The 22,439-nt window shown below is 46.2% G+C and carries 21 protein-coding genes and 3 pseudogenes; 11 read left to right on the top strand and 13 right to left on the bottom strand.

Translation table 11 applies throughout. The annotated features are described in order from the left end of the window. Positions 1–28 precede the first annotated feature (28 nt). The 3 genes from K5Y32_RS22195 to K5Y32_RS22185 all read right to left on the bottom strand — a co-directional run bounded on the left by K5Y32_RS22195 (position 29) and on the right by K5Y32_RS22185 (position 1,691). Positions 29–325 (bottom strand): YciI family protein, encoded by a 297-nt coding sequence (locus tag K5Y32_RS22195; protein ID WP_222185845.1) that lies wholly within the window; start codon positions 323–325, stop codon positions 29–31. A 51-nt stretch (positions 326–376) separates the two neighbouring features. Further along, on the bottom strand, positions 377–631 hold the full coding sequence (locus K5Y32_RS24955; RefSeq protein ID WP_255602790.1) for a hypothetical protein: 255 nt from the start codon (positions 629–631) through the stop codon (positions 377–379). 253 nt (positions 632–884) lie between these two features. Next, positions 885–1,691, bottom strand: a complete 807-nt coding sequence (locus K5Y32_RS22185) for an SDR family NAD(P)-dependent oxidoreductase (protein ID WP_222185844.1) — start codon at positions 1,689–1,691, stop codon at positions 885–887. A gap of 171 nt (positions 1,692–1,862) precedes the next feature. On the opposite strand from K5Y32_RS22185, the gene K5Y32_RS22180 reads away from it, so the two are divergent. Continuing rightward, entirely contained in the window at positions 1,863–2,939 is a 1,077-nt protein-coding gene (locus tag K5Y32_RS22180; protein ID WP_255602789.1) for an AraC family transcriptional regulator, read from the top strand. Positions 2,940–3,511: 572 nt separating this feature from the next. Here the strand turns inward: K5Y32_RS22180 and K5Y32_RS22175 are convergent. After that, positions 3,512–4,093: a sugar O-acetyltransferase gene (locus K5Y32_RS22175; protein ID WP_222185843.1), complete on the bottom strand. Its 582-nt coding sequence runs from the start codon at positions 4,091–4,093 to the stop codon at positions 3,512–3,514. A gap of 278 nt (positions 4,094–4,371) precedes the next feature. Next, positions 4,372–5,088, bottom strand: a complete 717-nt coding sequence (locus K5Y32_RS22170; RefSeq protein WP_222185842.1) for a YafY family protein — start codon at positions 5,086–5,088, stop codon at positions 4,372–4,374. Positions 5,089–5,145: 57 nt separating this feature from the next. On the opposite strand from K5Y32_RS22170, the gene K5Y32_RS22165 reads away from it, so the two are divergent. Beyond that, entirely contained in the window at positions 5,146–5,508 is a 363-nt protein-coding gene (locus K5Y32_RS22165) for a VOC family protein (RefSeq protein ID WP_222185841.1), read from the top strand. 1,132 nt (positions 5,509–6,640) lie between these two features. Next, entirely contained in the window at positions 6,641–6,862 is a 222-nt protein-coding gene (locus K5Y32_RS22160; RefSeq protein ID WP_222185840.1) for a hypothetical protein, read from the top strand. 141 nt (positions 6,863–7,003) lie between these two features. Here K5Y32_RS22160 and K5Y32_RS22155 read toward each other — a convergent pair whose 3' ends face one another. The 3 genes and pseudogenes from K5Y32_RS22155 to K5Y32_RS22145 all read right to left on the bottom strand — a co-directional run bounded on the left by K5Y32_RS22155 (position 7,004) and on the right by K5Y32_RS22145 (position 10,635). Next, on the bottom strand, positions 7,004–8,584 hold the full coding sequence (locus tag K5Y32_RS22155) for a hypothetical protein (protein ID WP_222185839.1): 1,581 nt from the start codon (positions 8,582–8,584) through the stop codon (positions 7,004–7,006). Further along, complete coding sequence (locus tag K5Y32_RS22150; protein ID WP_222185838.1) at positions 8,581–9,399, bottom strand: nucleotidyltransferase domain-containing protein; 819 nt, start codon at positions 9,397–9,399, stop codon at positions 8,581–8,583. Before K5Y32_RS22150 ends, K5Y32_RS22155 begins: the two co-directional genes overlap by 4 nt. 13 nt (positions 9,400–9,412) lie before the next feature. Further along, a pseudogene (locus K5Y32_RS22145) lies at positions 9,413–10,635 on the bottom strand (RtcB family protein). 186 nt (positions 10,636–10,821) lie between these two features. Between K5Y32_RS22145 and rtcR the strand changes: the two are divergent. Beyond that, positions 10,822–12,399, top strand: a complete 1,578-nt coding sequence (gene rtcR, locus K5Y32_RS22140) for an RNA repair transcriptional activator RtcR (RefSeq protein ID WP_370635133.1) — start codon at positions 10,822–10,824, stop codon at positions 12,397–12,399. Positions 12,400–12,466: 67 nt separating this feature from the next. Here rtcR and K5Y32_RS22135 read toward each other — a convergent pair whose 3' ends face one another. Further along, positions 12,467–13,162: a hypothetical protein gene (locus K5Y32_RS22135; RefSeq protein ID WP_222185836.1), complete on the bottom strand. Its 696-nt coding sequence runs from the start codon at positions 13,160–13,162 to the stop codon at positions 12,467–12,469. Between the two features lie 246 nt (positions 13,163–13,408). Further along, positions 13,409–13,933, bottom strand: a pseudogene (locus K5Y32_RS22130) (O-methyltransferase); the annotation flags it as partial. Between the two features lie 454 nt (positions 13,934–14,387). Here K5Y32_RS22130 and K5Y32_RS22125 point away from each other — a divergent pair. The 3 genes from K5Y32_RS22125 to K5Y32_RS25095 are packed head-to-tail and all read left to right on the top strand — an operon-like array spanning position 14,388 to position 15,892. Further along, complete coding sequence (locus K5Y32_RS22125; RefSeq protein ID WP_222185835.1) at positions 14,388–14,672, top strand: hypothetical protein; 285 nt, start codon at positions 14,388–14,390, stop codon at positions 14,670–14,672. Further along, positions 14,656–15,540 carry a hypothetical protein gene (locus K5Y32_RS22120; RefSeq protein ID WP_222185834.1) on the top strand — a complete coding sequence of 295 codons (885 nt, stop codon included), beginning with the start codon at positions 14,656–14,658 and terminating at the stop codon, positions 15,538–15,540. Before K5Y32_RS22125 ends, K5Y32_RS22120 begins: the two co-directional genes overlap by 17 nt. Beyond that, entirely contained in the window at positions 15,518–15,892 is a 375-nt protein-coding gene (locus K5Y32_RS25095; RefSeq protein ID WP_222185936.1) for a JAB domain-containing protein, read from the top strand. The genes K5Y32_RS22120 and K5Y32_RS25095 overlap by 23 nt, the downstream gene beginning before the upstream one ends. Positions 15,893–15,978: 86 nt before the next feature. Here the strand turns inward: K5Y32_RS25095 and K5Y32_RS22110 are convergent. Next, a pseudogene (locus tag K5Y32_RS22110) lies at positions 15,979–16,726 on the bottom strand (transposase); the annotation flags it as partial. 150 nt (positions 16,727–16,876) lie between these two features. Between K5Y32_RS22110 and K5Y32_RS22105 the strand changes: the two are divergent. From K5Y32_RS22105 to K5Y32_RS22095, 3 genes are all read left to right on the top strand, one after another. Beyond that, the gene (locus K5Y32_RS22105) at positions 16,877–18,130 is read left to right on the top strand and encodes a hypothetical protein (protein ID WP_222185833.1); all 1,254 of its coding nucleotides are present in this window, start codon (positions 16,877–16,879) and stop codon (positions 18,128–18,130) included. Positions 18,131–18,228: 98 nt separating this feature from the next. Then, positions 18,229–18,606 carry a PH domain-containing protein gene (locus K5Y32_RS22100; RefSeq protein ID WP_222185832.1) on the top strand — a complete coding sequence of 126 codons (378 nt, stop codon included), beginning with the start codon at positions 18,229–18,231 and terminating at the stop codon, positions 18,604–18,606. Positions 18,607–18,900: 294 nt separating this feature from the next. After that, complete coding sequence (locus K5Y32_RS22095) at positions 18,901–19,452, top strand: RNA 2'-phosphotransferase (RefSeq protein ID WP_222185831.1); 552 nt, start codon at positions 18,901–18,903, stop codon at positions 19,450–19,452. A gap of 86 nt (positions 19,453–19,538) precedes the next feature. Here K5Y32_RS22095 and K5Y32_RS22090 read toward each other — a convergent pair whose 3' ends face one another. Beyond that, positions 19,539–20,213, bottom strand: coding sequence for a DUF2625 family protein (locus tag K5Y32_RS22090; RefSeq protein WP_222185830.1), 675 nt, complete (start codon positions 20,211–20,213; stop codon positions 19,539–19,541). Between the two features lie 619 nt (positions 20,214–20,832). On the opposite strand from K5Y32_RS22090, the gene K5Y32_RS22085 reads away from it, so the two are divergent. After that, complete coding sequence (locus K5Y32_RS22085; RefSeq protein ID WP_222185829.1) at positions 20,833–21,135, top strand: hypothetical protein; 303 nt, start codon at positions 20,833–20,835, stop codon at positions 21,133–21,135. Positions 21,136–21,855: 720 nt separating this feature from the next. Here the strand turns inward: K5Y32_RS22085 and K5Y32_RS22080 are convergent. Beyond that, entirely contained in the window at positions 21,856–22,254 is a 399-nt protein-coding gene (locus tag K5Y32_RS22080) for a hypothetical protein (protein WP_222185828.1), read from the bottom strand. Between the last annotated feature and the right edge of the window lie 185 nt (positions 22,255–22,439).

Here is a 22,439-nt window from a genome sequence, read left to right as displayed (position 1 = left end):
GCTGATTCCTCATGAGATAGACTTTAAATCAAAATTTTGACGTTACGTGAAGCATGGTGAAATGCTCGTAATGTCCCACACCATTTTTGACAATGGGATCCTGCGAGGTGAAATCAGCAATATCTTCCTGATCCGCAATTCTGTAAATTGACACTCCATATCCGCCGTTGTCGTCAATGACCGGTCCGTGCGCGATGATGACGCCCTCATCGAGAAGGTCATTCTGGAAGGCGCCATGCTGCCCCATCCACCTTTTTTCGTCATCCGACATCGTTGCCAGAAAGTCCGGGCGCGGTGGGATCCATTTACACAGGAATGTTTTCATTTCATCTCCAGAAAGGGTCTTAAAAGTGATAATCGCTCGCTTTTTTAATTCTCAGGGCAGGTGTGCGATGGCAAGATGCTGAGCCGCTTTTGCAGATAGATTGTGTACCACATCAGCCGGACGCATCATGACCATGAAATCGGTAATTTTCCCGCTCTGATCGAACTCAATCAGGTCAACACCAAATAGGTGCTCCTCGTCTACTTGCGCACTGAACTCCAGGACAAAGCCAGCGTTGCTGCTGAAGTGACGCAGGTAAGTGAAGTCCTGCATTACGCTGAAAACGGCTTCGAGTATCGCGACCATGGGCTGACTGCCACGGTAGATATCAGCAGAGGCCGGATTACCGAATACGACATTCTTTGCCAGCAGTCCTGGGAGGCTTTTCAGTCGCGGTGTTCAGCAATGCGGTGCCATTCTTTGAGCCCCGCCAGAGCGGCTTCATGCGGCTTGCCGGTTATAGTGCCTTCATCGGGGCTGATATCAGGTCGGGCCATGGTGTGCTCCTCTGTGAGAGAAAATAGGGCATTTATTCAGTCAGAATGAGACCGGGTTGTTTTCACTTTGCAGTCTTTACGCTTTTGAGAATTGAACCTTCAAACATTTTTGGCGCATAGCTCTGCAGGAAGAGGATCATCCCGGCCATTTTGCCCACCGGATTACTAAACTTTGGCTCCTTCGTCTGGATAAGGCGCATAATGGTCGACACCACCGCATCGGGCGATTCTGCTTCATCGATGCCTTTCTGCGTAGCGGCCCGGACCCGGGTGCGATACGCGTCATAATCGGGGATATGATGACCATCTGGTGACACGGCATTCTCACTAAGGTTTGTTTTGAACCAAACAGGTTCAACCATGTTGACCTTAATATTGAACTGGTCGAGCTCAAAACGCAGGGACTTGAAGTAGCCCTCAACCGCGTGTTTTGAAGCCGTGTAATAGGAAAGGTTTGGGGGCCCGATCAGGCCAACAATCGAACTGACGGTGATAATCTGTCCGCGTTTCTGCCGGCGGAAGTTTGGCAGCAGGGCGTTAGTTACCCGGACGGTACCCCAGAAATTCGTTTCAAACTGTCTGCGCCCCACCTCGACCGGGGTCTCTTCGGCAATGCCGGTTACCATAAAGCCTGCGTTATTGATGAGCACATCCAGTTGCTTCGTGTATGCAAAAAGTTCGCGGGTGAACGATTCAACAGAGTTCTCATCATCAAGGTCGAGGCGCAGAAGCTTAAAGGGCACCTTTTCCAAATACTTTTCCGGACTGCGGCTGGTGCCAATGACGGTGAACCCCTCCCGGTGAAGTTTGTTCGCCAGCATCAGGCCAAAACCTGATGAGGCACCGGTAATCAGAATCGTTTTTTTCATTGTGTTTACCCTGGTGTAATTTCTGGTGTCTGAGAACCATTCTGCACCGGGCATCTCGATGGCACACTAGCGAAACACGCCATGTTGAAAGCGAAATGCGCCAATATTGATAAAGTTAAACTGGCGCATTTCGCTATTGAGGTGGCATGATCGGCACCCTAGACTGTGTACATGAATAGTGAGAACACTGATTTGCCTAAACAACGAAATATTAACGTGCAGGACTATTCCATCTGGCCGGGCTGGCGCCTTCTTATGCAGGATGCGGGAGTGCAGGCCTCTCCCGTACTGCGCCGCGCACAGCTGCCAGGCGATCTCTTTGCACGCCAAAACGTTCGTCTGAATCCTGAGGATTTCTTTAAGCTGTGGAAAGCCATTGAGGCCGAGGGCCTCTCCCGGTGTCCGGACGTGCCTGTAGCACTGCAGATTGCAAAGGTAATGTCATCCGACTGGTTTGATCCGGAGCTGTTTGCCTCGCTGTGCAGCGCGAACATGATCGGTGCCCTGGAAAGGATGGCTAAGTACGTGCGTCTGATAGCCCCCATGATAATCAGGGCAGAACAGCATGCTACCCAGACTTCAGTCATTCTGGACTTCATCGATAAAACCCGACGACCACCGGAAGTTTTCCTGATTTTTAAACTGGTCTTTTTTACCCAGCTGATACGTCTGGCGACGCGCACGCACGTGATGCCTGTCAGCGTCAGCCTGCCGTGGACGTCGGATAAAATAAATATCGATGATCCGGCCTACGGGCAATTTTTTGGTACGCCGGTTACAGCCAGTGAAATAACGACAATTGTTTTCCTGAATGAAGACATGCAGCGCCCCTTCCTGACAGAAAATCACAAGATGTGGCAGTTTTTTGAGCCCTCCCTGCGCCAGAGGCTGGCTGATCTGGACAAGATGGCCAGCACGTCAGAAAGAGTGCACTCCATTTTGCTGGAAATGCTACCCGCAGGGGAGGCGTCCATGCACTCCGTTAGCCAGAAACTGGCGGTCAGCACGCGCACACTGCAACGCAGGCTGCAGGATGAAGGAACGTCTTTTCAACAGGTCCTTGATAGCGTCCGGGAATCTCTGGCCGTTCACTATCTCCGGAATACCAACATGTCAGGTGCGGAAATATCATTCCTGCTGGGGTTTGAGGATGCCAACTCCTTTTCCCGCGCATTCCTGATGTGGACGGGGAAAACACCGCAGTCAGTGCGTGAGACTCCAGAGCAGTCAGCCGGAAATAGAGACTGAAAACATGATGCGTATTGCGCACAACGGACGGAAGATAGTCATGTATCTGCCCGATGTTGTCACCCTGGAAGAGCCGCGGATTTAAATTATTTTTGCCTGCAGGACAGGCATTCAGAGTTTTTTCCTCTGTCGGGCTTGATCTGCCTAAAAGTGGCTGTTCTAGTGCCACTTTATAATCAGAGCTGTGGTGAAGTTGCGGAATGAGTTAAGAAGCCTGGATTACCAATGTCGCTCACTCAGCCAGACACCTGAAGCATCCCATCTTCACAGCGAGGACAAGGTTTTTAGAAAGGAAGGCGGTCATCAACGGTAAATACCAACTCTGTTAATTTTACTGATGTGAGCACAGATAATGAGCAGTCATCGTGCCTGTTTTTGCATTAATTTTTTCTTATCCTGGCGCTATGTCCGAAATCTTTACTTATGAGTAATGAATATCTGAATATTGGAAATCAGTCAAAATTACGCTCAATGTTTACCGGGAGAGAGGATCGAACGATTTAAGCTCGCTAAGCCCTGAAATGTAATATTGACAGCAACCTGATTACACTACTGTCGGTCGAATACAGATTTTAGCTATAGTGTCTTTCATCTGCATCCGTTATTGCTCTTATGATTCTGGCGGGATTTCCGGCGACAAGCACACCTTCAGGCACATCTTTAAGCACCACTGCACCCGCACCAATTACGCTACCCTTTCCTATTCTGACACCTGGCAGGATATTGACCCCGGCACCGATCCATACATCATCCCCGATCGTTACAGGAAGAGCATATTCAAGCCCCTGATTTCTGCGTCTGGAATCAAGAGTATGACCGGCTGTGTAGATTCCCACGTTCGGAGCAATAAACACGTTGTTACCAATTCGAACTTTCGCCCCGTCAAGAATTGTAAAATTCACATTAGCGTAGAAATTGTCACCGATTTCGATGTTATACCCATAGTCACAGTAGAAAGGCCCTTCAATGACAAAGTTTTCCCCGAGCTTCCCAAGCAGACTGATTAGGATCTCCTCTCTTTTTTCCTTTTCCGTAAATGCCGTATGGTTGAAAGTATAAATTTTCAGCTTGGCATCATCTCGTTGCTTAAGTAAATCAACATCATAGTTTGCATCGTACAGCAATCCTGCTGCTGCTTTTTCAGCTTCTTTCATTTGAATCTTCTCTTTGGATACCCGATCAAAAGGTAAAAATTAACGCGTTTTCAATTGTTGTCATACTTTGTTTCTGACGCCATATACGCTGCAAGCATAGTGCCACAGCTTGATATCCCGTAGACGTTCTCTCTGTAAACTAACATACCGCAATTAAACTAACGTCCGCCTTTGGCACTGAGCGGACATGCTCGCGTGGCAAGGTCTGCTGTGAGCGAAGAGCGGACATATTCATAAATATGGGCAGGCCTGAATATCCTGGAACAATGGCACTCAGTTCAGGCACGCCCGGGAATTGTGTTATCCAGACCCGCACTGCGCCACATTTGGAGTAAGCTATGACGGGAATGGGGATAACTTTCAGGCACAAGCTGAAGAAATGTTAATCGAGTTACGTCGAAATGGCGGAAGGCATTACGTTTTTCACACCATGCCGCAAGCACAATATCACCAGAGAAGTAACCTAAGGCGAAAGGCCATATCGTTCTTTCACTCACATTACCCAGCCTGTCTGTATAGCCAGTCCGGATTTTATGTCTCCTCCTGATGGCGCTTCGAAGAGAGTTCAGATTTTCAAAATTGTGATGGGCAACCTGAGTTCTTCCAACTAATTGTGTCGATTCATCAAACAGCGTCTTTAACTTTGCGGGCAGACCTTGCCGGATCTTACCCGTAACCTCAGAAGCTGCTTTTGCGATACCTGCGTCACCATATGCTGATACCCAGCGCAATCCGAGCGCCAGTGCGTCGAGTTGCTCAGGGGTAAACATCATAGGTGGCAAATGATGGCTTCGTGAGAGGATAAACCCCGTCCCGGCTTCTCCCTGAATGTCAGCTCCCTGAGCACGTAGTGCGCAAATATCACGGTAAAGCGTGCGAAGGCTGACGGAGAGTTCTTTAGCAAGCCAGTTTCCGCTTACCGGATATCGATGCTGATATAAAATCTGTAAAAGATTGAGTAGGCGCTCTGCACGCTTCGGTCCTGATGCTGACATGTTCTGTCAATGCTCCCTGCGATAGTGAAGTCTCTTTCTTTTTGACGAGTAACACTCATGATTCCTAACCTGATCATTCTTTATGTTGATAACCCAATCACTAGCAGCGGATTTTACCAAAAGCTATTTAATAAAGAACCAGATGTAATGTTTCCAACATGGGCGGCTTTTTCCTTCAAAAATGGCCTGAACCTCGGACTATGGTCAACAACGTCGAGTGACTTTGCATCCTGCGGTGAAGGTAACCGAACTGAGCTGAGTTTTATGGTTAAAGATATTAAGGAAGTTGATGCACTATATCAGCAGTGGTTAGAAAGCGGTGTGCAGATAGAACAGGAGCCCAGGCAGGCTGTTTTTGGCAAGACGTTCGTTGCGTTAGATCCCGACGGGCACCGTATCCGGGTGTGTATACCGGACTAATAAAGACTTTTACCTGCCCATGTTTAAACTTGAAACGTCCGCTTCTGGCACAAAGCAGAAGTGCGTCTTAGACAAGGTCCGCTATGAGCTGTGAGTTCAATGGGTCAATGCAACGTTATCCTTAATCAAGGGGGGGCGGCGTTGCTATCAGCATTCTTTGTGAACCAACAGGGAGCATGTAAAAACAAGCTTCATCGTAACGGGCTCCCAGCAGCTATGAGCCCATGGGACGTGGTACGCAACTTGTGAAGAAGGAAAAAGTAGTTCTGCAGGAAATTTTCTAATTTTTTGTATTTAAATAAATAATACTTTAGATTAATAGGGCAGCTTATACTAATGATAATGTTATAAAATGGATCTATTTATTGGAGTGATTTATACAGTAATATTTTATGTGATTGGTGGAGCTATTGTTTTTAGGAAAGTTAATTAACCAATGCGCTTGTATTATTTTCTGACAATCCCTGCCTCTTTAGGTTATGGATATCTGTTTTACATCAGTCCTGACTGGTGGGGAGAGGGTGGGCCAGAGGTGATTACATCTATTGTGGCGGGGTTCTCAGTTATGTCTGCTTTCGGAATCATTCTGATTTTTTATTATGGATTTATAGCATATCGAAAAGCACAAGGAAAAGCAGAGTTTGATGATAGACCTAATAAAAGTCAGGATGAATGAATTCAGTGTATACGTGATTTGTAAGGCAATTTCATAAATCACGTTAGTGTAATAATGAGTCGTTTTAGGGCTTAAGGATATGCCCAAATTCAATTGACGCTGATAGCGACAATATGAGCCATACATAGGCGAGAGAAACTGTTTATACAATAATTTTTGAGTCAGCCTGATTAGATGGTTTGACCTTTAAAAGGGGTAAAGTCTGTTGAGTGACTGTTTGGGACTAGTCTTGGTGCACATTTCGCGCTTTTATGAATATAAATTAAGCGATAGATAGAAAAATAGATAGATTTACTCTTTTATTTATGCTGGTTGGGCAAGATTTAATAATGAACTAATCAAGCTATCTTAAAAAAATAGTTTGGTGTTGAATATAACAAAAGCGGTGGCAAATAGACGTTTATTGACATAATACTTCGCTTTCACTTAGAAAATAGTCATGGAAGGGCGTAATTAATGAAGGATCCCAAAAGTATCGTGCTATCGAATGATAATCAAGAAACCCTGGATGCATCAGCGGCAGAGTTACTGCAGGAAGTGCGTGAGTGGGAGTATTTTTTAAATCAGCTGGGAATAGAATCCCCGTCACAGGGAGTCGCTCGTCAATTGTTGAGAGAGAAAGAGGACGCGCTCGCCAGAGTACTGCTTGAAAAATTAAAGCGTACTCACTATCACTGATATCAGTCATGGTTAGACTAAAAGAGCTAATTCTTCGCATGTATTGTACTTAGCCGCGGGCTGCCATCAGGCCGATCAGGAAGATACGTTTTAATAGCGAGCTGAACCCGCTTTTGACGGGTTTAACGCTGTCATTAGGTCTTATTCGGTCCGCCCCTTAAGACTCAGCAGTCGCTGCTGCACCTCCTCATGAGGTTCATGTTTAGCGCAATCCTCAAGATATTGACGATGGACTGAAAGGCTATCAGGCGACCATGTCTCAAGAGCATTAATAGCCATTTGTCGGTTTCTTACCACAGGGCTCCGCAGTGCTGACTCAAGCAATGGCCATCCCATTTCAGGGAAGCGCTTTAATTCCTGCAGAACCGAATCCAGTTGGCGTTCAGCATTCCATCGCGGTCCCATGCCGCTACTCAATGTCGGTCCACTCCCCATTTCCTTGAGGTCAAATTGCGACTCGGCCAGGTTGCACACCTGTATTGCCTGGTGCGTATCGTCTGTTTGCATCAGCTGATACCAGAGCGTCGCGTCGGGTTTATCACGCTGACGTGCAAATAGCTTTGGAAAGGGATCCTCATTCCGATCACGGCTAACTTCAATCGCCAGATTAAATGCATAGCCTTCTTCATCCGCCAGAGCCTGAGCTACAACGTCATCCCAGATATTTAATGTCATTACCTCTGCGCTCATACCCGCCAGCTGAGACGAATGTGTTGTATCAAGCGATGCCTCGTTTTGCGCCCACTCACCAATACGTTTGGCGGTGAGGTAATGCTGAGGATGAGCAGGTTGATAGGCTTGTACGTTTTGCAGATAACGCAAGCTCGCCTCTGCACCATCCTCATAGACCGACATGCCGGGAACAGGGCCTTCATTCAAGAGTGCATACAGAATTTCAGCAGCACCTAACAGAAGGGCGTCATCATGTTCCGTTGCAAGCGCTTCTACCAGCCCCCCACGGACTGCACAATTTACCGCGGTGTACTCGTTCATAACGGAATTTGAGAAACCCTCGCGCAACAGCCAGTTGCGCACCGTTGCATCCATTATTTCTGGCATCCGCTCCATGAGATGAATACGACCCCATCCGTTAACCCGTTTAGCCATGGCGAACCAGATATCCGGATATTGCTCCGGCTCTACCATGGAGCGTAATGCCACGACGGCATAGAGTGTAAATTCGTCATGTCGAGCCAGCACACGCAATATCTCTACACTGCGCTGTTGCGGGAAGAACGCGATGATCGCCATGGCAAACTTTACCGCATTACGATCTGGGCTCTGGGTGCACAGCATCAGTACCAGCTCATATAGCCTGTCAGCAGGAAGTCCACGAGCTTCGGTGATAGCTCTCAGCAGATCATCAATGTAATGCAGTGGTGAGTCCTGTGTAATAAGCGCATACAGTTCCTGGAATGTTTTCACGCCTGGCTTAGCCAGCGCCAGTTGCAATGCAGTCAGGATTTCGTCAGCACCCGGCCCGTCGCTGCCTATGCCGAAGTGATAAACCATCGTGCCTTCCAGCGCACCCGGCGACCAGAATGCTTCGTCAGAATCACCTAACGGTTGGCACTCCAGCAGGTTGTTGTCCCAAGCCAGCGGTTGTGGCTGATCATAGGTTTGTTCAAGGCGTGCATATATTGATGGCAGCTGTACATCCCATACGACCGGAAAGGTATGCTGAGGTTTTTTTCCCAATAACTTTTTTAACCAGCTTTTCATATCTGTTCCCTGTTAAGCGAATTCCCCAGCACTGTTTCAAATAAAAGTGTATCCAGCAGCGCATCGTTGCGTTTGTCATGTGAAGGTGCGAGGACGGTAACGGTCCGTGCCAGTTCACCCTCAATGAACGCTTGGAGCAACGGTCGGCGCGGGCCAAACTGCGCTTCACCGGCGCGCTGCTTGGCTGCTAGCAACGCTGCGATGTCGTTCAATAACGGCCCATCCTGAACCGTTCCCTGGAGCAACTGATCGAAGCGCATCGGGGGCGCACCTTTACCTGCTTCTATCCAACGTACTGCCAGCAAGGGGCGCAGCACATAGAAGTACTTCTTCAGCCTGACCTCATCGCCCTGCAGATACTGGCGAAAGTTTTTGAGTGCCATAGACCGGTAGTGCCAGCGTGCGCGATCCGGTGAAAAGAAAAAATCGCTCACGTCGTTCACGCGGGCCATGACCTTATCGTTCTGGCGGTAAATGATGGGCGAATCCAGCCAGTCGACAAGTGTCGGGTTAGCCCGCTTTAACAGGCCCAGCGCTTTTCGCCACTCCCAGCCGCAAACGTCCAGTTCGGCATCAATCGGTTTTTCGATAACGTCACGCTGTGTATCGACGCGCAGATACCATTCAGGTTTGTGCACATAGAGAAAGCGCACATAATAGTCACTGTCCGGGGAGGCAAAGCCCCAGCCGCGGCTGCCTGATTCACAGGCATAAAGCACGCGGACCTCATAATCTGCCTCTATCTGCTTCAGAGCGTCGCAAACGCGCTCGCGCATTGCTTCATCGACACCGTGTAATCCTGTTGTTATGTTCATCCTGTTGTCCTTTTTATCCTTTAACACATACCACCTGGCGCAGCGTGTGAACGATCTCCACCAGTGAAGATTGCGCGGCCATCACGGCATCAATATCTTTGTAAGCCATCGGTATCTCATCTATGACGTCCCGATCTTTACGGCATTCAACATGGGCGGTCGCGCGTATCTGGTCTTCAAGAGTGAAGCGATTTTTGGCTGCGGTGCGGCTCATGGTGCGGCCCGCACCGTGACTGCAAGAGCAGAAGCTTTCCTCATTGCCCAAGCCGCGCACGATGAAACTTTTTGCCCCCATCGAACCGGGAATGATGCCCATCTGTCCCTTTTGCGCGGATACCGCGCCTTTACGCGTAACCAAAATCTGTTCACCAAAGTGTTGCTCCTGCTGCACATAGTTGTGGTGGCAGTTAACCGCTTCCTGATGGGTGGCAAACGGTTTGGTGATGCAATCGGCCATAGCCGCCAGTACGCGATCCATCATGACCTCACGGTTGTGGTGCGCGAAATCCTGAGCCCAACCTACAGCTTCCAGATAATCCTCATAATGTCGGCTGCCTTCACTGAAATAAGCCAGGTTGCGGTCTGGAAGATTGGAAATATGCTGCTGCATGTCCTTTTGAGCCAGCGCGATGAACAGGGTACCAATAGCATTACCGACGCCCCGCGATCCGCTATGCAGCATCACCCACACTCTGTCTGCCTGATCGAGGCAGATCTCAATAAAGTGGTTGCCCGTTCCCAGCGTACCCAGATGTTGGTGGTTGTTGGTTTTTAACAGCTGAGGATATCGATCCGACAATTGCTTAAACCGGGGTGCCAGTTGCGCCCAGTGCGCGTTGACGTCATCAGGCGTGTTGTTCCATGCGCCTTTATCACGCTTGCTACGGGTATTGGTGCGGCCATGTGGCACGGCTTGCTCAATGGCGTTGCGCAAGCCAGCAGGTTGTCTGGGAGATCGCCAGCGGCCAGAGATGTGCGCACGGCGATCATGCCGCAACCAATGTCGACTCCCACCGCGGCAGGAATAATGGCGCCACGTGTCGGGATGACACTGCCAATCGTTGAGCCCTTTCCCAGATGAACATCGGGCATCACCGCCATATGTTTATAGATAAAAGGCATGCTGGCGGTATTAAGCAACTGCTGCCTTGCCTCCGGTTCCACTGGCACGCCCTGTGTCCACATTTTTATCGGCGCGCCGGATAAAGAATTCAGTACTTCAAATTGAGGTTTCATTTTTTTCTTCTTTTAATCAATGTGATGTCATCTATATTGCGAAATGCGTGCCAAAAAGTTATTTATTTTTTGATGTTGGTTATGTAAATGATTTTATTCGTTTATTTTAATATTGGCATAGGTTGCAGTGCAATGCGGGAGTCTTTAAAATTATCTTAATAAATAAGATTTTATCTCATAGGATAAATTGTGAAAAAGCGGGTCGTGATTGGTGTGCTCGGTACTCAACTTGACCGCCGAGGCAAACGCCAGAATCGTTGGACCAAATGGCGACCTAGTGTGGCGCTTTGTCAGCATGATGATTTACCTATTGATCGCTTCGAACTGTTGTACCAGCCTCGCGATATCAATCTTGCTGAGCGTTTGGCAGAGGATATTGAAGAGGTCTCCCCTCAGACGAAAGTTATATCGCATCCTGTGAGCCTCACTGATCCGTGGGATTTTGAAGAGGTCTATAGTGCTTTCCTTGATTTCGCAACGAGCTATTGTTTCGATACGGAGAACGAGGAATATCTGGTGCACATTACCACCGGTACTCATGTGGCTCAGATCTGTTGGTTTCTGCTAACAGAAGCACATTACTTGCCAGCGAGCCTGTTGCAGACAGGACCGGGCCAAAAGGGTGAGGTGGCTCCGCAAGGCGTTTACTCGATCATTGATTTGGACCTCAGTCGCTACGCTACGTTAACCAGCCGCTTTCAGAAAGAGCAGCATAGTTCGGTATCATTTCTAAAATCCGGCATTGAAACCCGTAATCCTACCTATAACGCCCTGATTGAACAGATTGAACGCGTAGCACAACGCTCAAGTGCTCCCATGTTGTTAACAGGTCCAACCGGTGCCGGTAAATCGTTTATGGCAGAGCGCATATTTCAGCTACGACAGTCACGCCATCAGGTTAAAGGTAAGTTTGTGGCGGTGAACTGCGCTACCTTGCGTGGCGACAATGCCATGTCGACTCTGTTTGGTCATGTGAAAGGCGCTTTTACTGGTGCTCAGGTCGCACGTACAGGGTTATTGCGTGAAGCTGATGGCGGTATCCTGTTCCTGGATGAAATAGCGGAGTTGGGACTCGATGAACAAGCCATGCTGCTACGGGCGATCGAAGAAAAGCGCTTTTTCCCGCTAGGTGCTGATCGCGAAGTCGGTAGTGATTTTCAGTTAATTGCGGGAACGCATCGGGATATGCGTCAGTGGGTGAGTGAAGGGCGGTTTAGGGAAGATTTATACGCACGTATAAATATGTGGACGTTTAGATTGCCCGGCCTTGCCGAGCGCCGTGAGGACATCGAGCCTAACGTCGAATACGAGCTTCAACAATTCATGCGCAGTCAGCAGAGTCAGGTTCGCTTTGATAAAGATGCGCGTATCCGATATTTAGGATTTGCTTGCTCAGGCGACGCTGCATGGCGTGGCAACTTTCGTGAACTTGGAGCCAGCGTGGCGCGCATGGCGACTTTGGCTGAAAACGGACGTATAACAATGCTGTTGGTGAACGAAGAGATAGGTCGCCTGCAAGCAAGCTGGCATCCAGAGGAAGGTCCGGCAATGGCACTGCCCATCGAGCATGAGGTTGATTTGTTCGATAGAAAGCAATTAGAGACGGTTATTGAGGTGTGCAGGCGTTCAGCCTCTCTTTCAGATGCTGGCCGTAAGCTCTTCGCCATCTCGAGACAACAAAAGAAGCAACCAAACGACGCAGATCGACTGCGAAAGTACCTCCTGCGTTTCGACCTAAGCTGGGAAGCGCTTCAATCGAAGTAGGGATGATTGATTTGGAATCATTTATCCGTACCGTTGCCCATTAGTGTTAATAATTATATTAAAGAAATTAGAACGAAGCCGGTTTTGTATATGGATGTATTTTAGAATCATTTGCGGTGGTAATAATCAAGTCGTTAAACTCTTTGACGTCAATTGGCTTGATGGGAATACCGCTTCTGACTACGAATTGAGTATAAGTTCTAGAGTAAAAATAATCCTTTAGCCGTCCATTTTTAAAAATACTGGCGAAAGTGGTATTCACGCCTCTAACATGTCCGATATCAAGAGGAACGGTTCTTAGATTTATGTGTTTATGAAGAAGCTTAATGACTGTTGAGTCGTCCTGAGTATTATCCGTCAGTGCAATAAAGGTTTGCAAAATGTGTATGAGTTTTTTTCTTTTAAGATCGTCTTTGTTTAGTACTATGCTGGGATTAGTTTGAGACCTTCCCCCAGAAGTGCTCGATGTCTGACTTGCAACATTTAGTGGATTATATGACATTATATCGGAAGATTTCTGTCCGTTGATACTTAACCAGCCATCAGCAGCAGTCCCACCACAATAGAATGAACCTTCTTCACCTGTCTTTCGATCAGTGAAAATGAAATAGTAGTATTCGTTATCTAAAAGTTGTCCGTGGTAAGCAAAGCGTCGTTGATTTGGAAGCAGAGTGGTTTTGGTAACTGCGCGAACCTCAAACTGCTTGAAAGCTTCTTCACGAATATCTTGACCGCGTTTACAAAATTCTTCAGGCCACTCCATTATTCCTCTCCTTTATTAGTCTAAGCCCATAATAATGTCTGAAAGAAATAGTGATTTCAAAATATTTTTAATTCAGTGTGCCTGATAACACTGCCGCGCCGTTAAAACGGCTTGTCTGCTGACGATGTAACATCAAGCCAGAACCCGCTTGATGCTACATCGTCCAGCTCGTAAAATATGTTTTAACAGCTACAACAAATTCCTTATCTGTTCAGATAAGTATGCCAGAATAGATAAGGAAAAAAATTACCGGGCTTTGACGATGGCCATGACGAAACCATCCCATCCTTTCTCACCAACAGTCTGTATTGCTGTAGCATCGAGCCGCTCATCTTCAGATATCATCTGAACAAACTCTCTCATGCCTTTTACGTTAAGATCTTCACTACTGGAGCCGATTACACCGCCACCGCGTACCGTGTTATCCCCCATAATAACAGTCCCCTGTTTAGAGAGTTTGATAGCCCATTCAAGATAGCGTGGGTTATTCACTTTATCGGCATCGATAAAAATCATGTCAAAGGGGGCCTCAAGTGTCGGTAAGACATCTAGTGCAGCCCCGGTATGCAACACAACGCGCTCAGCCAGTACCGCATTTTTTATATTCTGACGAGCAACATCTCCATGGTGTTCGTTGAATTCAATAGTCATGACGATTCCATGCGGTAGTAATGCTCTGGCCATCCATATGATGCTATAACCTTTAAGCGTGCCTATTTCAATAACACGGACAGCACGTGAAAAATGTATGAAAATGGCCAGCCTTTCCCCTTTAGAGCGGTTCAATAAGTGTGTTGCATCTATCGGTTGAACTCACAGCGAAAAACGGACGTTCAGGTCTCTGCATGCAGTTAAGCATCATTTGCTAACTAATTACATCTAATCAAGTCACGTCTCAATCAATGAAAATATCGCTTGCGGTGAAAGTTCTATTCAAATTTGCCGGTAAACCTGCTCAAAAATCCAATTGCTGGTGGCCGTCAGCGTCTATGCGCCTCAATTTGAGTTACTGTCCAGTCAGAACCATGGTCATCGATTTGTACGCTATGTAGATGCAATTGAACTTTTTTATAGCAGACAATCGCCGAACGTTAAGATAGGATCTTTATTGCCGCTAATGAAGTGCATAACAATGTTATGATACTCTCTGGTTTTGGGTGCTGTTTCCAGAACGGTTAATAACAATAATCCGGTTCTTTACTTAAATTATTATATAGGGATGCTTATGGTTTTTTTAGACGAATTAGCCAAGCACACGGAGTCTGCCTATGGTGTTGTGGCATTAATATTTGTTTTAGCTATTACAGGAGCAATGAGGATTAACAACAAAGCACTTAAGCTAAAGTTGTGTGCTGTTATTGTGGTAATAAGTATTGGCGCAGTGCTAATCATTAACTTCTCTTCCCGTCCTCCTGCCCAGGTATTTAATCAAAGCAATAATGGCAATGGTGGAACTTTTAACAATAATTCGGGATCGGGAGTTCAGATTAACAATGTCAATCAAAAATGAGATCTTAAGAGTAATTATCTGCAGTGTCATTTCGAGCATCAGCTGTGTTGCTATGGGCAGCACGAAACTAATGACATCACAGTCTAACAATGGCCCTGACGGAATATTTAATAACAACACAGGAAGTGGTAATCAATACAATCTGTCAATTAAATATCTGGGGAATTACCAGAACAACGTGCAGAGTATTGGTATGCAGGTCAATAGTTATCATTTTTCTCCTCCACCTGCTCCTCGTGAGAAAAATCGTGACAGACTTTCGCTTTATCAGGAAAGGTATCTGATAGCAACGAATCCTACAGAGCTGTCGGTATCTAATGTAGAGATGGCTTACTGGGTTGGTGATGCCGAGCCTTTTCTAACTGTAACAGTAGAAAATCCAGCTAATATCCCGGCTGAAAAACTGAGTATCTCACTAGTCAAACCTGCTTCAGCTAACGGTGCTTCTGAGACAATCAAATTCCGACCTAGCGAAGCATTGATTCAAGGAAAAGCATTAAAGGCTATAAAATCAGGATTGTTTTTACCCCAGAAAAAGTCTCTGCGGCTCCCCCTCGGCAGTAAAACACAATTACTTGAAAATGTAGTCGATCATATTCCGCAGGGGTACACGTTCTTCGGCGTTGGAGATAAGCCCAATATTCCAGACGGACTTTGCGATAAAACGCATGGCAGTTCCGCTACAGAGGCTGATTACAGTATGCATGTTACGGAAGGCAGGACAGCCGCATTCGCAATAGCTCTTAAGTACGACACCATCTTTGATCAGCATCTTGTGCGGCTTTTCCCTCTCTATTTGTATTTTGGAAGGTGTTATTCGCAGGCGAACGAATTGACCAGCAAGCATCAAACCTTACTTCAAAAGTGAGCCCAGTGAGAGAACCAATAGCCAGATCCTGGCAGAAGCCGAGCTGGCTAATGATTACCGCTATTCCACCGGAACCGCTTTCACCTCATCCACGGCATCTGTCGATTATTTCCGGGCGAAGCTTGCCGGGCGCAAACGTGAAATGATTGCGGTGGAGTTCCTCAATAACCAGCACCAGTTGCTGGTTTATGAGGAGATTTTTTACGGCTCAATCGCATGCGTTAGTGTCCATCCGCGTGAAATTATGCGTTTTGCACTGAAGTATAACGCCGCAGCCTTCATCCTGTGTCACAACCATCCGTCTTTTTGGCGGAACCATCCAGAATCGATATCATCATCACGGCTTGCTTAAAACAGGTACTGTAAATGGTGGGAATAAGGGTTACCGCAGGCGATAATAGTCAGCCTGCTCTCCTGGGAAATCGACATTGCTCATCACACCGGTTTCCTTGCGAATATGTCGAGAACAACGGCAAGGAAAGCCCAGCGTTTGACTGCCCAGATTTAAGTCACGCCGCCACACCACACCTGATTAGGCTCAGTCACTACAAACTGACGCTCAGAGTGATTCGGGATAGCTACGTGTTCATCACCGCTGCGTACTACCGGTGAGTGGGTTGTTGGCAACTCACAAGCCCCAGCCCTTTCATGAGCCTTGCAGCAAGCCATCGTCCCATCCGGAAGCCTCTCACCGTTGCCATGGTCGTTATACTTCTTGCGCCAGCAGAGCCATGGCTGATGTTATGCAGCTCAAGAAGCTTACTGTGTAATAAACACCGCCTTCCGCCAGACTTTTCAGGATGATTTTTCCAGTATTCATAGCTGCTGCGATGAACCCCAAACTCGTGGCAGAGTGTGGCTACAGGATAGTGCGCTCTGAGTATCCTTATTATCGAGAACTGTTCAGGAAGCTGAGGCATGAGCGCGGTAGTTTTTTTAGTATTTCGCTATCTATTTCAGCATGATGAAAATTTTTATGCAGCTAACGTATTTCGATCTTTTCCAGGTTAGGGGAGGCTTTTGGCATTTTTCCCTGTCGCTCATCACACAACTGATTTACCCATCGCGTCATGGTAGAAAGAGTAACATCCTTAGCTATGGCCGCATCTACAACGGTTTAATTCTGGTTAAAGACCAGTTGAGCGGATTCGCATTTGAACTCTGCACTGAAGCTTCCTCTTTTCATTGGGACACCAGTGTTGTTCTGAGGTGAGCATATCATCTCTGTTCAGGTGACTAAATTCAGTAAATCACTACAAAGTGGACACGCTGCGCAAAGAAATGGCTGTTTTGAAGTTAGATACTTTATCGATATCCCATCATTGAGATACGAACAATGTTTCCTAAAAATAGGTCGTCACTCTATAAACTGGTCTGGTCACAACCTCTGTATAAACTTGCAAAGCATTATCAGGTTAATGAGCAATGGATTATTAATGAATGTGTTAAAGCAAGGATACCAAGGCCATTACAAGGATATTGGCGTGCTGTTCTTAAAGGTAACGCTCCGGCCGTGCCTCCGCTTCCACCACTAATGAAAGAGGAAGAACCCTTAAGTAAATCTGCGATTGAAGACCGTAGGGTTACCAGTGATTATCCAACCAAGCCGGCAGGTAAACGAGTTAAGCGAATTAAGGATGTTCCTGTCAGTAGTGGCGCTCAAATCCTCGAAGCCACAAAAGAGATTTTATTGGCTGGCCCAGTTACAGAACTTGGGTATTATCGGCCAACTAAGCGCAAATTACTCGACATCAACGTTTCTGTCGATGCATTTGATAACGCAAAGATGTTCTTACTCAAGTTGTTTGCTGCTTTGGAAAAGAAGGGGCTGCAAATCAGGTTTTCTGAAGGTCGTGAGGCGATTCATAGGCGAGATATCTCTGCTGCTAATGGGCATAACCGTATTTTCTTATATCCTTCACTTTGGAAGCCGTCCAATGCGAGTGTGGTTGTCGTTGATGATATTTGTATTGGTTTTTCTCTGGTAGAAATTGCTGAGTATGTCTATGCCAGGAAGGTAGGTAATCGCTATATTCCTGATGAAAAGTTGATCCAGTGGGCACGGGGTAAGAATCCATCTCGCAATGATTACCACTTAAAGAAGGACCTGCCTTGCGGACGATTCAAACTGCAACTCTATTCGCCCTACGATATTGAAGGATGGGTAGCCGAATTTGTGCAATCCAAAAAAAGTGGTCTGGTAAGCCAGATTCCCAACATAGTAGATGCGATTTTCAAAGCTGTCCCAATAATTAGGGAGGCAATTGCTCAAGAGAAAAAACGTCATGAAGAATGGCTCATAGAGCGTGAGATATTGATACGTGAAAATGAAAAACAAGAGCAAATTAGAAGGCAGCAGAATGCAGTCAAAGAGAGCATCGCTGAGCTAAATGCGTTGATGATTCAATGGCGCGCGGACAAGCTTGTTGAACAGTTCTTTGTGGAGGCGAAAGCCGATATTCTGAAGCTTGATGTCGCTGACCAGGAACTCTTGTTAAGTCGCCTCGAAGCGGCAAAAAGTTTTGTAGATGGAGCGAGCGCGCTTGAACGATTAGTTAACTGGAAAACGCCTGCTGAGCGTTTAAAGTAGCTATCGTTATCGTGAGCCATAGCAGATTACTGACACACACGACTATCCGATCTTCAGAGATAAGATAGTTGCACGAAAACGCGTCATAGGAGGACGAAATGGGCATATTTGGTGGGTTAATAGGTAACGCAGGTGAGGTCAGTGCAGCTGAGTCGTGTGAATTGTTTGGTGAGATCCTTGGTGAATCTGAGAACGTTGAATTGGCTTACAAGCTCATTCGTGACCATATCCTGCTTACCAATCGGCGTGTACTGCTAATAGATAAGCAAGGTATTACAGGACGCAAGGTTGAGTACCGGTCAATTCCTTACCGTTCAATCACGAACTTTGCAGTTGAATCGGCAGGAACCCTTGACCTTGATGCAGACTTGAAAATATGGGTATCAGGCTTGCATGAGCCTATTGTTAAGAAATTTAGCAAGGGCACGAATGTTCATAAGCTTCAGGCTGTGTTGGCTAAAAATATTGCAGGTTAAGTCCTACAACCTGCCACGTGATAGCAACTTGACTCTCTGAAATCAGGTTTTTATCAGTGGGAGAAGAATCTGAGCTTTGCTCCCGGCATTTAAGTACCGTGACGACAACAGCCCAGCGGTACTAATTCGCTAGACACTAAGGATTAGCGTTGAGTAATCTATTGCTTGCGATAAGCCATTACGCGCTGAGGGTGTCAGTATCTGAACAAAATGAATAAATCTTGGCTACCTTTTCCTATAAGTAAAAAAGACTGCGGCTGATTAATTAAAATTGAAGAATCATGCAGGTTGAACATGAATAACAAAAAACTGGATGAAACGAGCAAATTTCTGAGCTATATCCTGCGCCATGAACCTCACGCTATAGGCTTGCAGCTCGATGCTGAAGGCTGGGCGGACATCAACGCTTTGATTAGTGGTGCAGCGAAAGAAGGTCGCATACTTGACCAAGCACTGATTCAGACAGTCGTAAATAGTAGTGATAAGAAACGGTTCACCCTCTCCGGGGATGGCTTGAGTATTCGAGCCGCGCAGGGGCACTCAGCACCAGACGTAAATCTCCAGCATACGGAAAACGAACCGCCAGAATTCCTGTTTCACGGGACTGCAACACGCTTCCTTGAACCTATTTTTCAACAGGGGTTGATTTCAGGATCACGCCACCACGTACATTTATCTCGCGAAACCACGACGGCCATTGATGTTGGCCAGCGCTACGGCAAACCCGTAGTTTTGCAAATTGAATCTCGGCGAATGTATCAGCAAGGATTTAAATTTTTCCAGGCTGAAAATAATGTCTGGTTAACCGAAGCGGTCCCCGTTGAATTTCTTACATTAAAAAGTTAATTATCGGCTTCTGGCATTATACCTTCTCAGGTATTGTGAGAGATGAATGAGGGAGGTATCGCAGGGTTTGCATTCATGAATTAAGGTTAATTGCCCTGCGCATTATTTAAATGATTTTGCATTTGCTGGCAGAGTAACCATTGCTCACTGACAGGCACCACAGCGCGTGACCGCTGTTCTGCAGCTAATTGATGCTCGGTCCACAGAAAAGGATAAAAGGAGTACATGGCATCGCTACTCATCAGGGATGTATCTTCACGCCATTCTTTCCAGCGCACGCTTTCGTAGAACCGCTCTAAATCGCCAGTTAAAGCCCAGCTCAGGAAACCTGAATAGTTGGTGTCAAGGCTCTCCCATTCAAGAGAATCGGGAGCAAAGTAATATACGTCGCCTGTATTTTTTCCAAATTCTCCGCCGTTAAGTGCAAAAAAACCACCGGATACATCATCAGCAATTAAGAGCGCGTTGAACGCCTGACCTGTTGTTAACGATTGTGTCCCGGAAGCAAGAGAACGTGGAAGTTTGGGGTGACCTGAGCCTAAAATTCGCAACCACCCATCATCGATCAGGATGCCGCCTGTTTCGTATATAACAGCTCCCAAGGAGGAAAACGTCGTCACCTGGAGTTGTAGCAATGCAGCTGCTGCGAGCTCCGGATCACTGGGAAGCACATCATAGCGATTCGTTGCGCCTTTAAGATCTTGCTGTAATGTCATCCAACCAGATCTGTGCTGGTCAATGAGTTCCGTCATATCCCTCATACGTTCTCCATATTTATTCGCAGCTCATGCAGCTCATTATCGGTCTCGCCGATGATTAGGTTAACATGTAGGTAATTAGGTGAGTAATGTCGGGGAGAAACACCTAATTCTGGCACTTAAAATATATGCGAAGGTCTGTTTGATTCATCGTTCTCAATGGCAACTGGACACACTCCTCTATATGCCTGGCCGTAAGCCGACAACGCTAACCGGCGATCAGATTAGTAATAAGAACCTCGCAGCGCCTGAATGTTGAAAAAAGAGTCAGCACTGACAGCTGAGATGGTCCTAGCATCTGCACGTGTGGATTGGCCACTGAACAAGACTGGATCGGTTTACTACTAAATTATTTTGTTCTGAAGCCGATAGACTGATAATACCATCTGAAAAATCCATCGTTCTGAATCCGTTTCTGAACATCATTAAACATGACTTAGTTAGAGCCGATGAGTCTTCTAATGATACCGGAGCCAATATCCCGGATAGTGAGTCTTTAGCTTGGCCTCAGGTCTGAACGCTGAAATGTTTGATAGATTCATTTGGGAAAAACGATAAATCTGCGATGAGATAGTCAGAGGGTTCAAACTTAAGTAAAGGCTATGACAGGAGGGATCTGGTTGTGTTGAAAAAGTTGGTTACAGGGCAGTTCAGTTTGTCTATGACTTTCTGGGGATGGGGATTTTGTGGTGGGCTGTTAATTGGGCTTATGGGAATGGCGGGCGTAAAGTTTGGACACGCATCATTAGTGCCGCTGGCTTACATACTTAAAATGATCTTCTTTAGCGCCGTGCTCTCTGGCCTGACGTTCATTTTGCGCAGAAAGATTACTATCCTGGGAAGTCTGGCGTTTTTTGTTGGCCTGCTTCAGGTTATATCGTGCGGTATAATGGCTGTCGGATTGTTTCCTCTTCTGTACAAATGATTGGGCTGTTCTAAAACATATGCTGGATTTTAGTCATTGAAGATAATTCACTTTGCACCTTCTGTTGTGTGCTCTATTCAGCACACAATTTTGCTTATATCTGAAATAGTTCTGTCTTTAATGGAGGAACTGTAAAAATGCAAGTAGAGGCGCCAATAAGGATAAAAGGGCATTATGAAATTATAAAAGACACATGGTTCTCCCGACGTTAGATATACGTTATTGGCAGCTACCCGGGAATATGTGAGCTATTGATGAGGTTAGTCATTCTAACTCAAAGTTTGATAAGGGGCGGTGTGACCTGCTCACTGATGATCAATACAAATTGTTGAGAGCTACTTCCGCTTTTGGCTTTAAGCGGGCGAGGTAACGGCCCGCTTAGAGTAAAGAACGGGGATAAGTAATGATCATCCAGCAAATTATCTGACGTATTTAGCATAGGTTCAATTTTGTATATAAAACGATATGAAAATCATCATAAATTTCGGCTTAGCTATTGTCAGCATGGCTGAAGAAAATTTTGTTATGCTTACTATCTCTTTCCGTGGACTGATTTATATTGCCCTTTGTCGATATTTCTTACAGGATGTACCATCTTTAAATACATTTATGAAAACGGGTTGTTTAAAACAATGAGTTACAAGTTAATCAATAAGTTAGGTTAGTGGTGAGGAGTAGCAATTACTGGGCGTTGCCAACCGCTGCCGCCACTGAGTGTTACTAATGAAAACCTCTATTCTTTGCTTCCATATCCATCATAAAGTCGGTCATATAGTCTGGATTAAATTCTACCCCCTTAGCTTTCCAATATGCCGCTCTCTGAATATCTTTAACTTTTTGATCCATCATGAAGCTAGTCATGTAATCAGAGTTGAAGTTGTATCCTTTGTTTTTCCAATAATTAGCTCTTTGTATATCCTTAACTTTTTGATCCATCATGAAGCTTGTCGTATAGTTCGCGTCAAAGTCATAGCCTTGTGATTTCCAATAGCGCGCTCTCTCAATATCTTTAACTTTTTGATCCATCATAAAGCTGGTTGTATAACTGGGATCAAAATTGTAACCTTTCTGTTTCCAATACAATGCTCGTTGAACATCTTTTATTTTTTGGATTTCCATATAATTTTCGCCTGTATATTCATATTGTTTGGCAGGCGAAAGTGAATTTTGGGACGGCGAATTTTTTAGGGTAGTGCGAGATCCATTGAGAGTATTAGTTGAAGTGCCCGAATGCTGGTAAGAGTATGAGTTGGTGGGAGATTCCTTCGTGCCCATTTCCCCAGTGTATGGATTAGTATTACCTT

Source organism: Pantoea sp. DY-15 (assembly GCF_019795935.1).
Classification (GTDB): domain Bacteria; phylum Pseudomonadota; class Gammaproteobacteria; order Enterobacterales; family Enterobacteriaceae; genus Pantoea; species Pantoea leporis.
The sequence above is the reverse complement of the archived record's forward strand: the minus strand, read 5'-3'. Positions and strand labels throughout refer to the sequence as shown.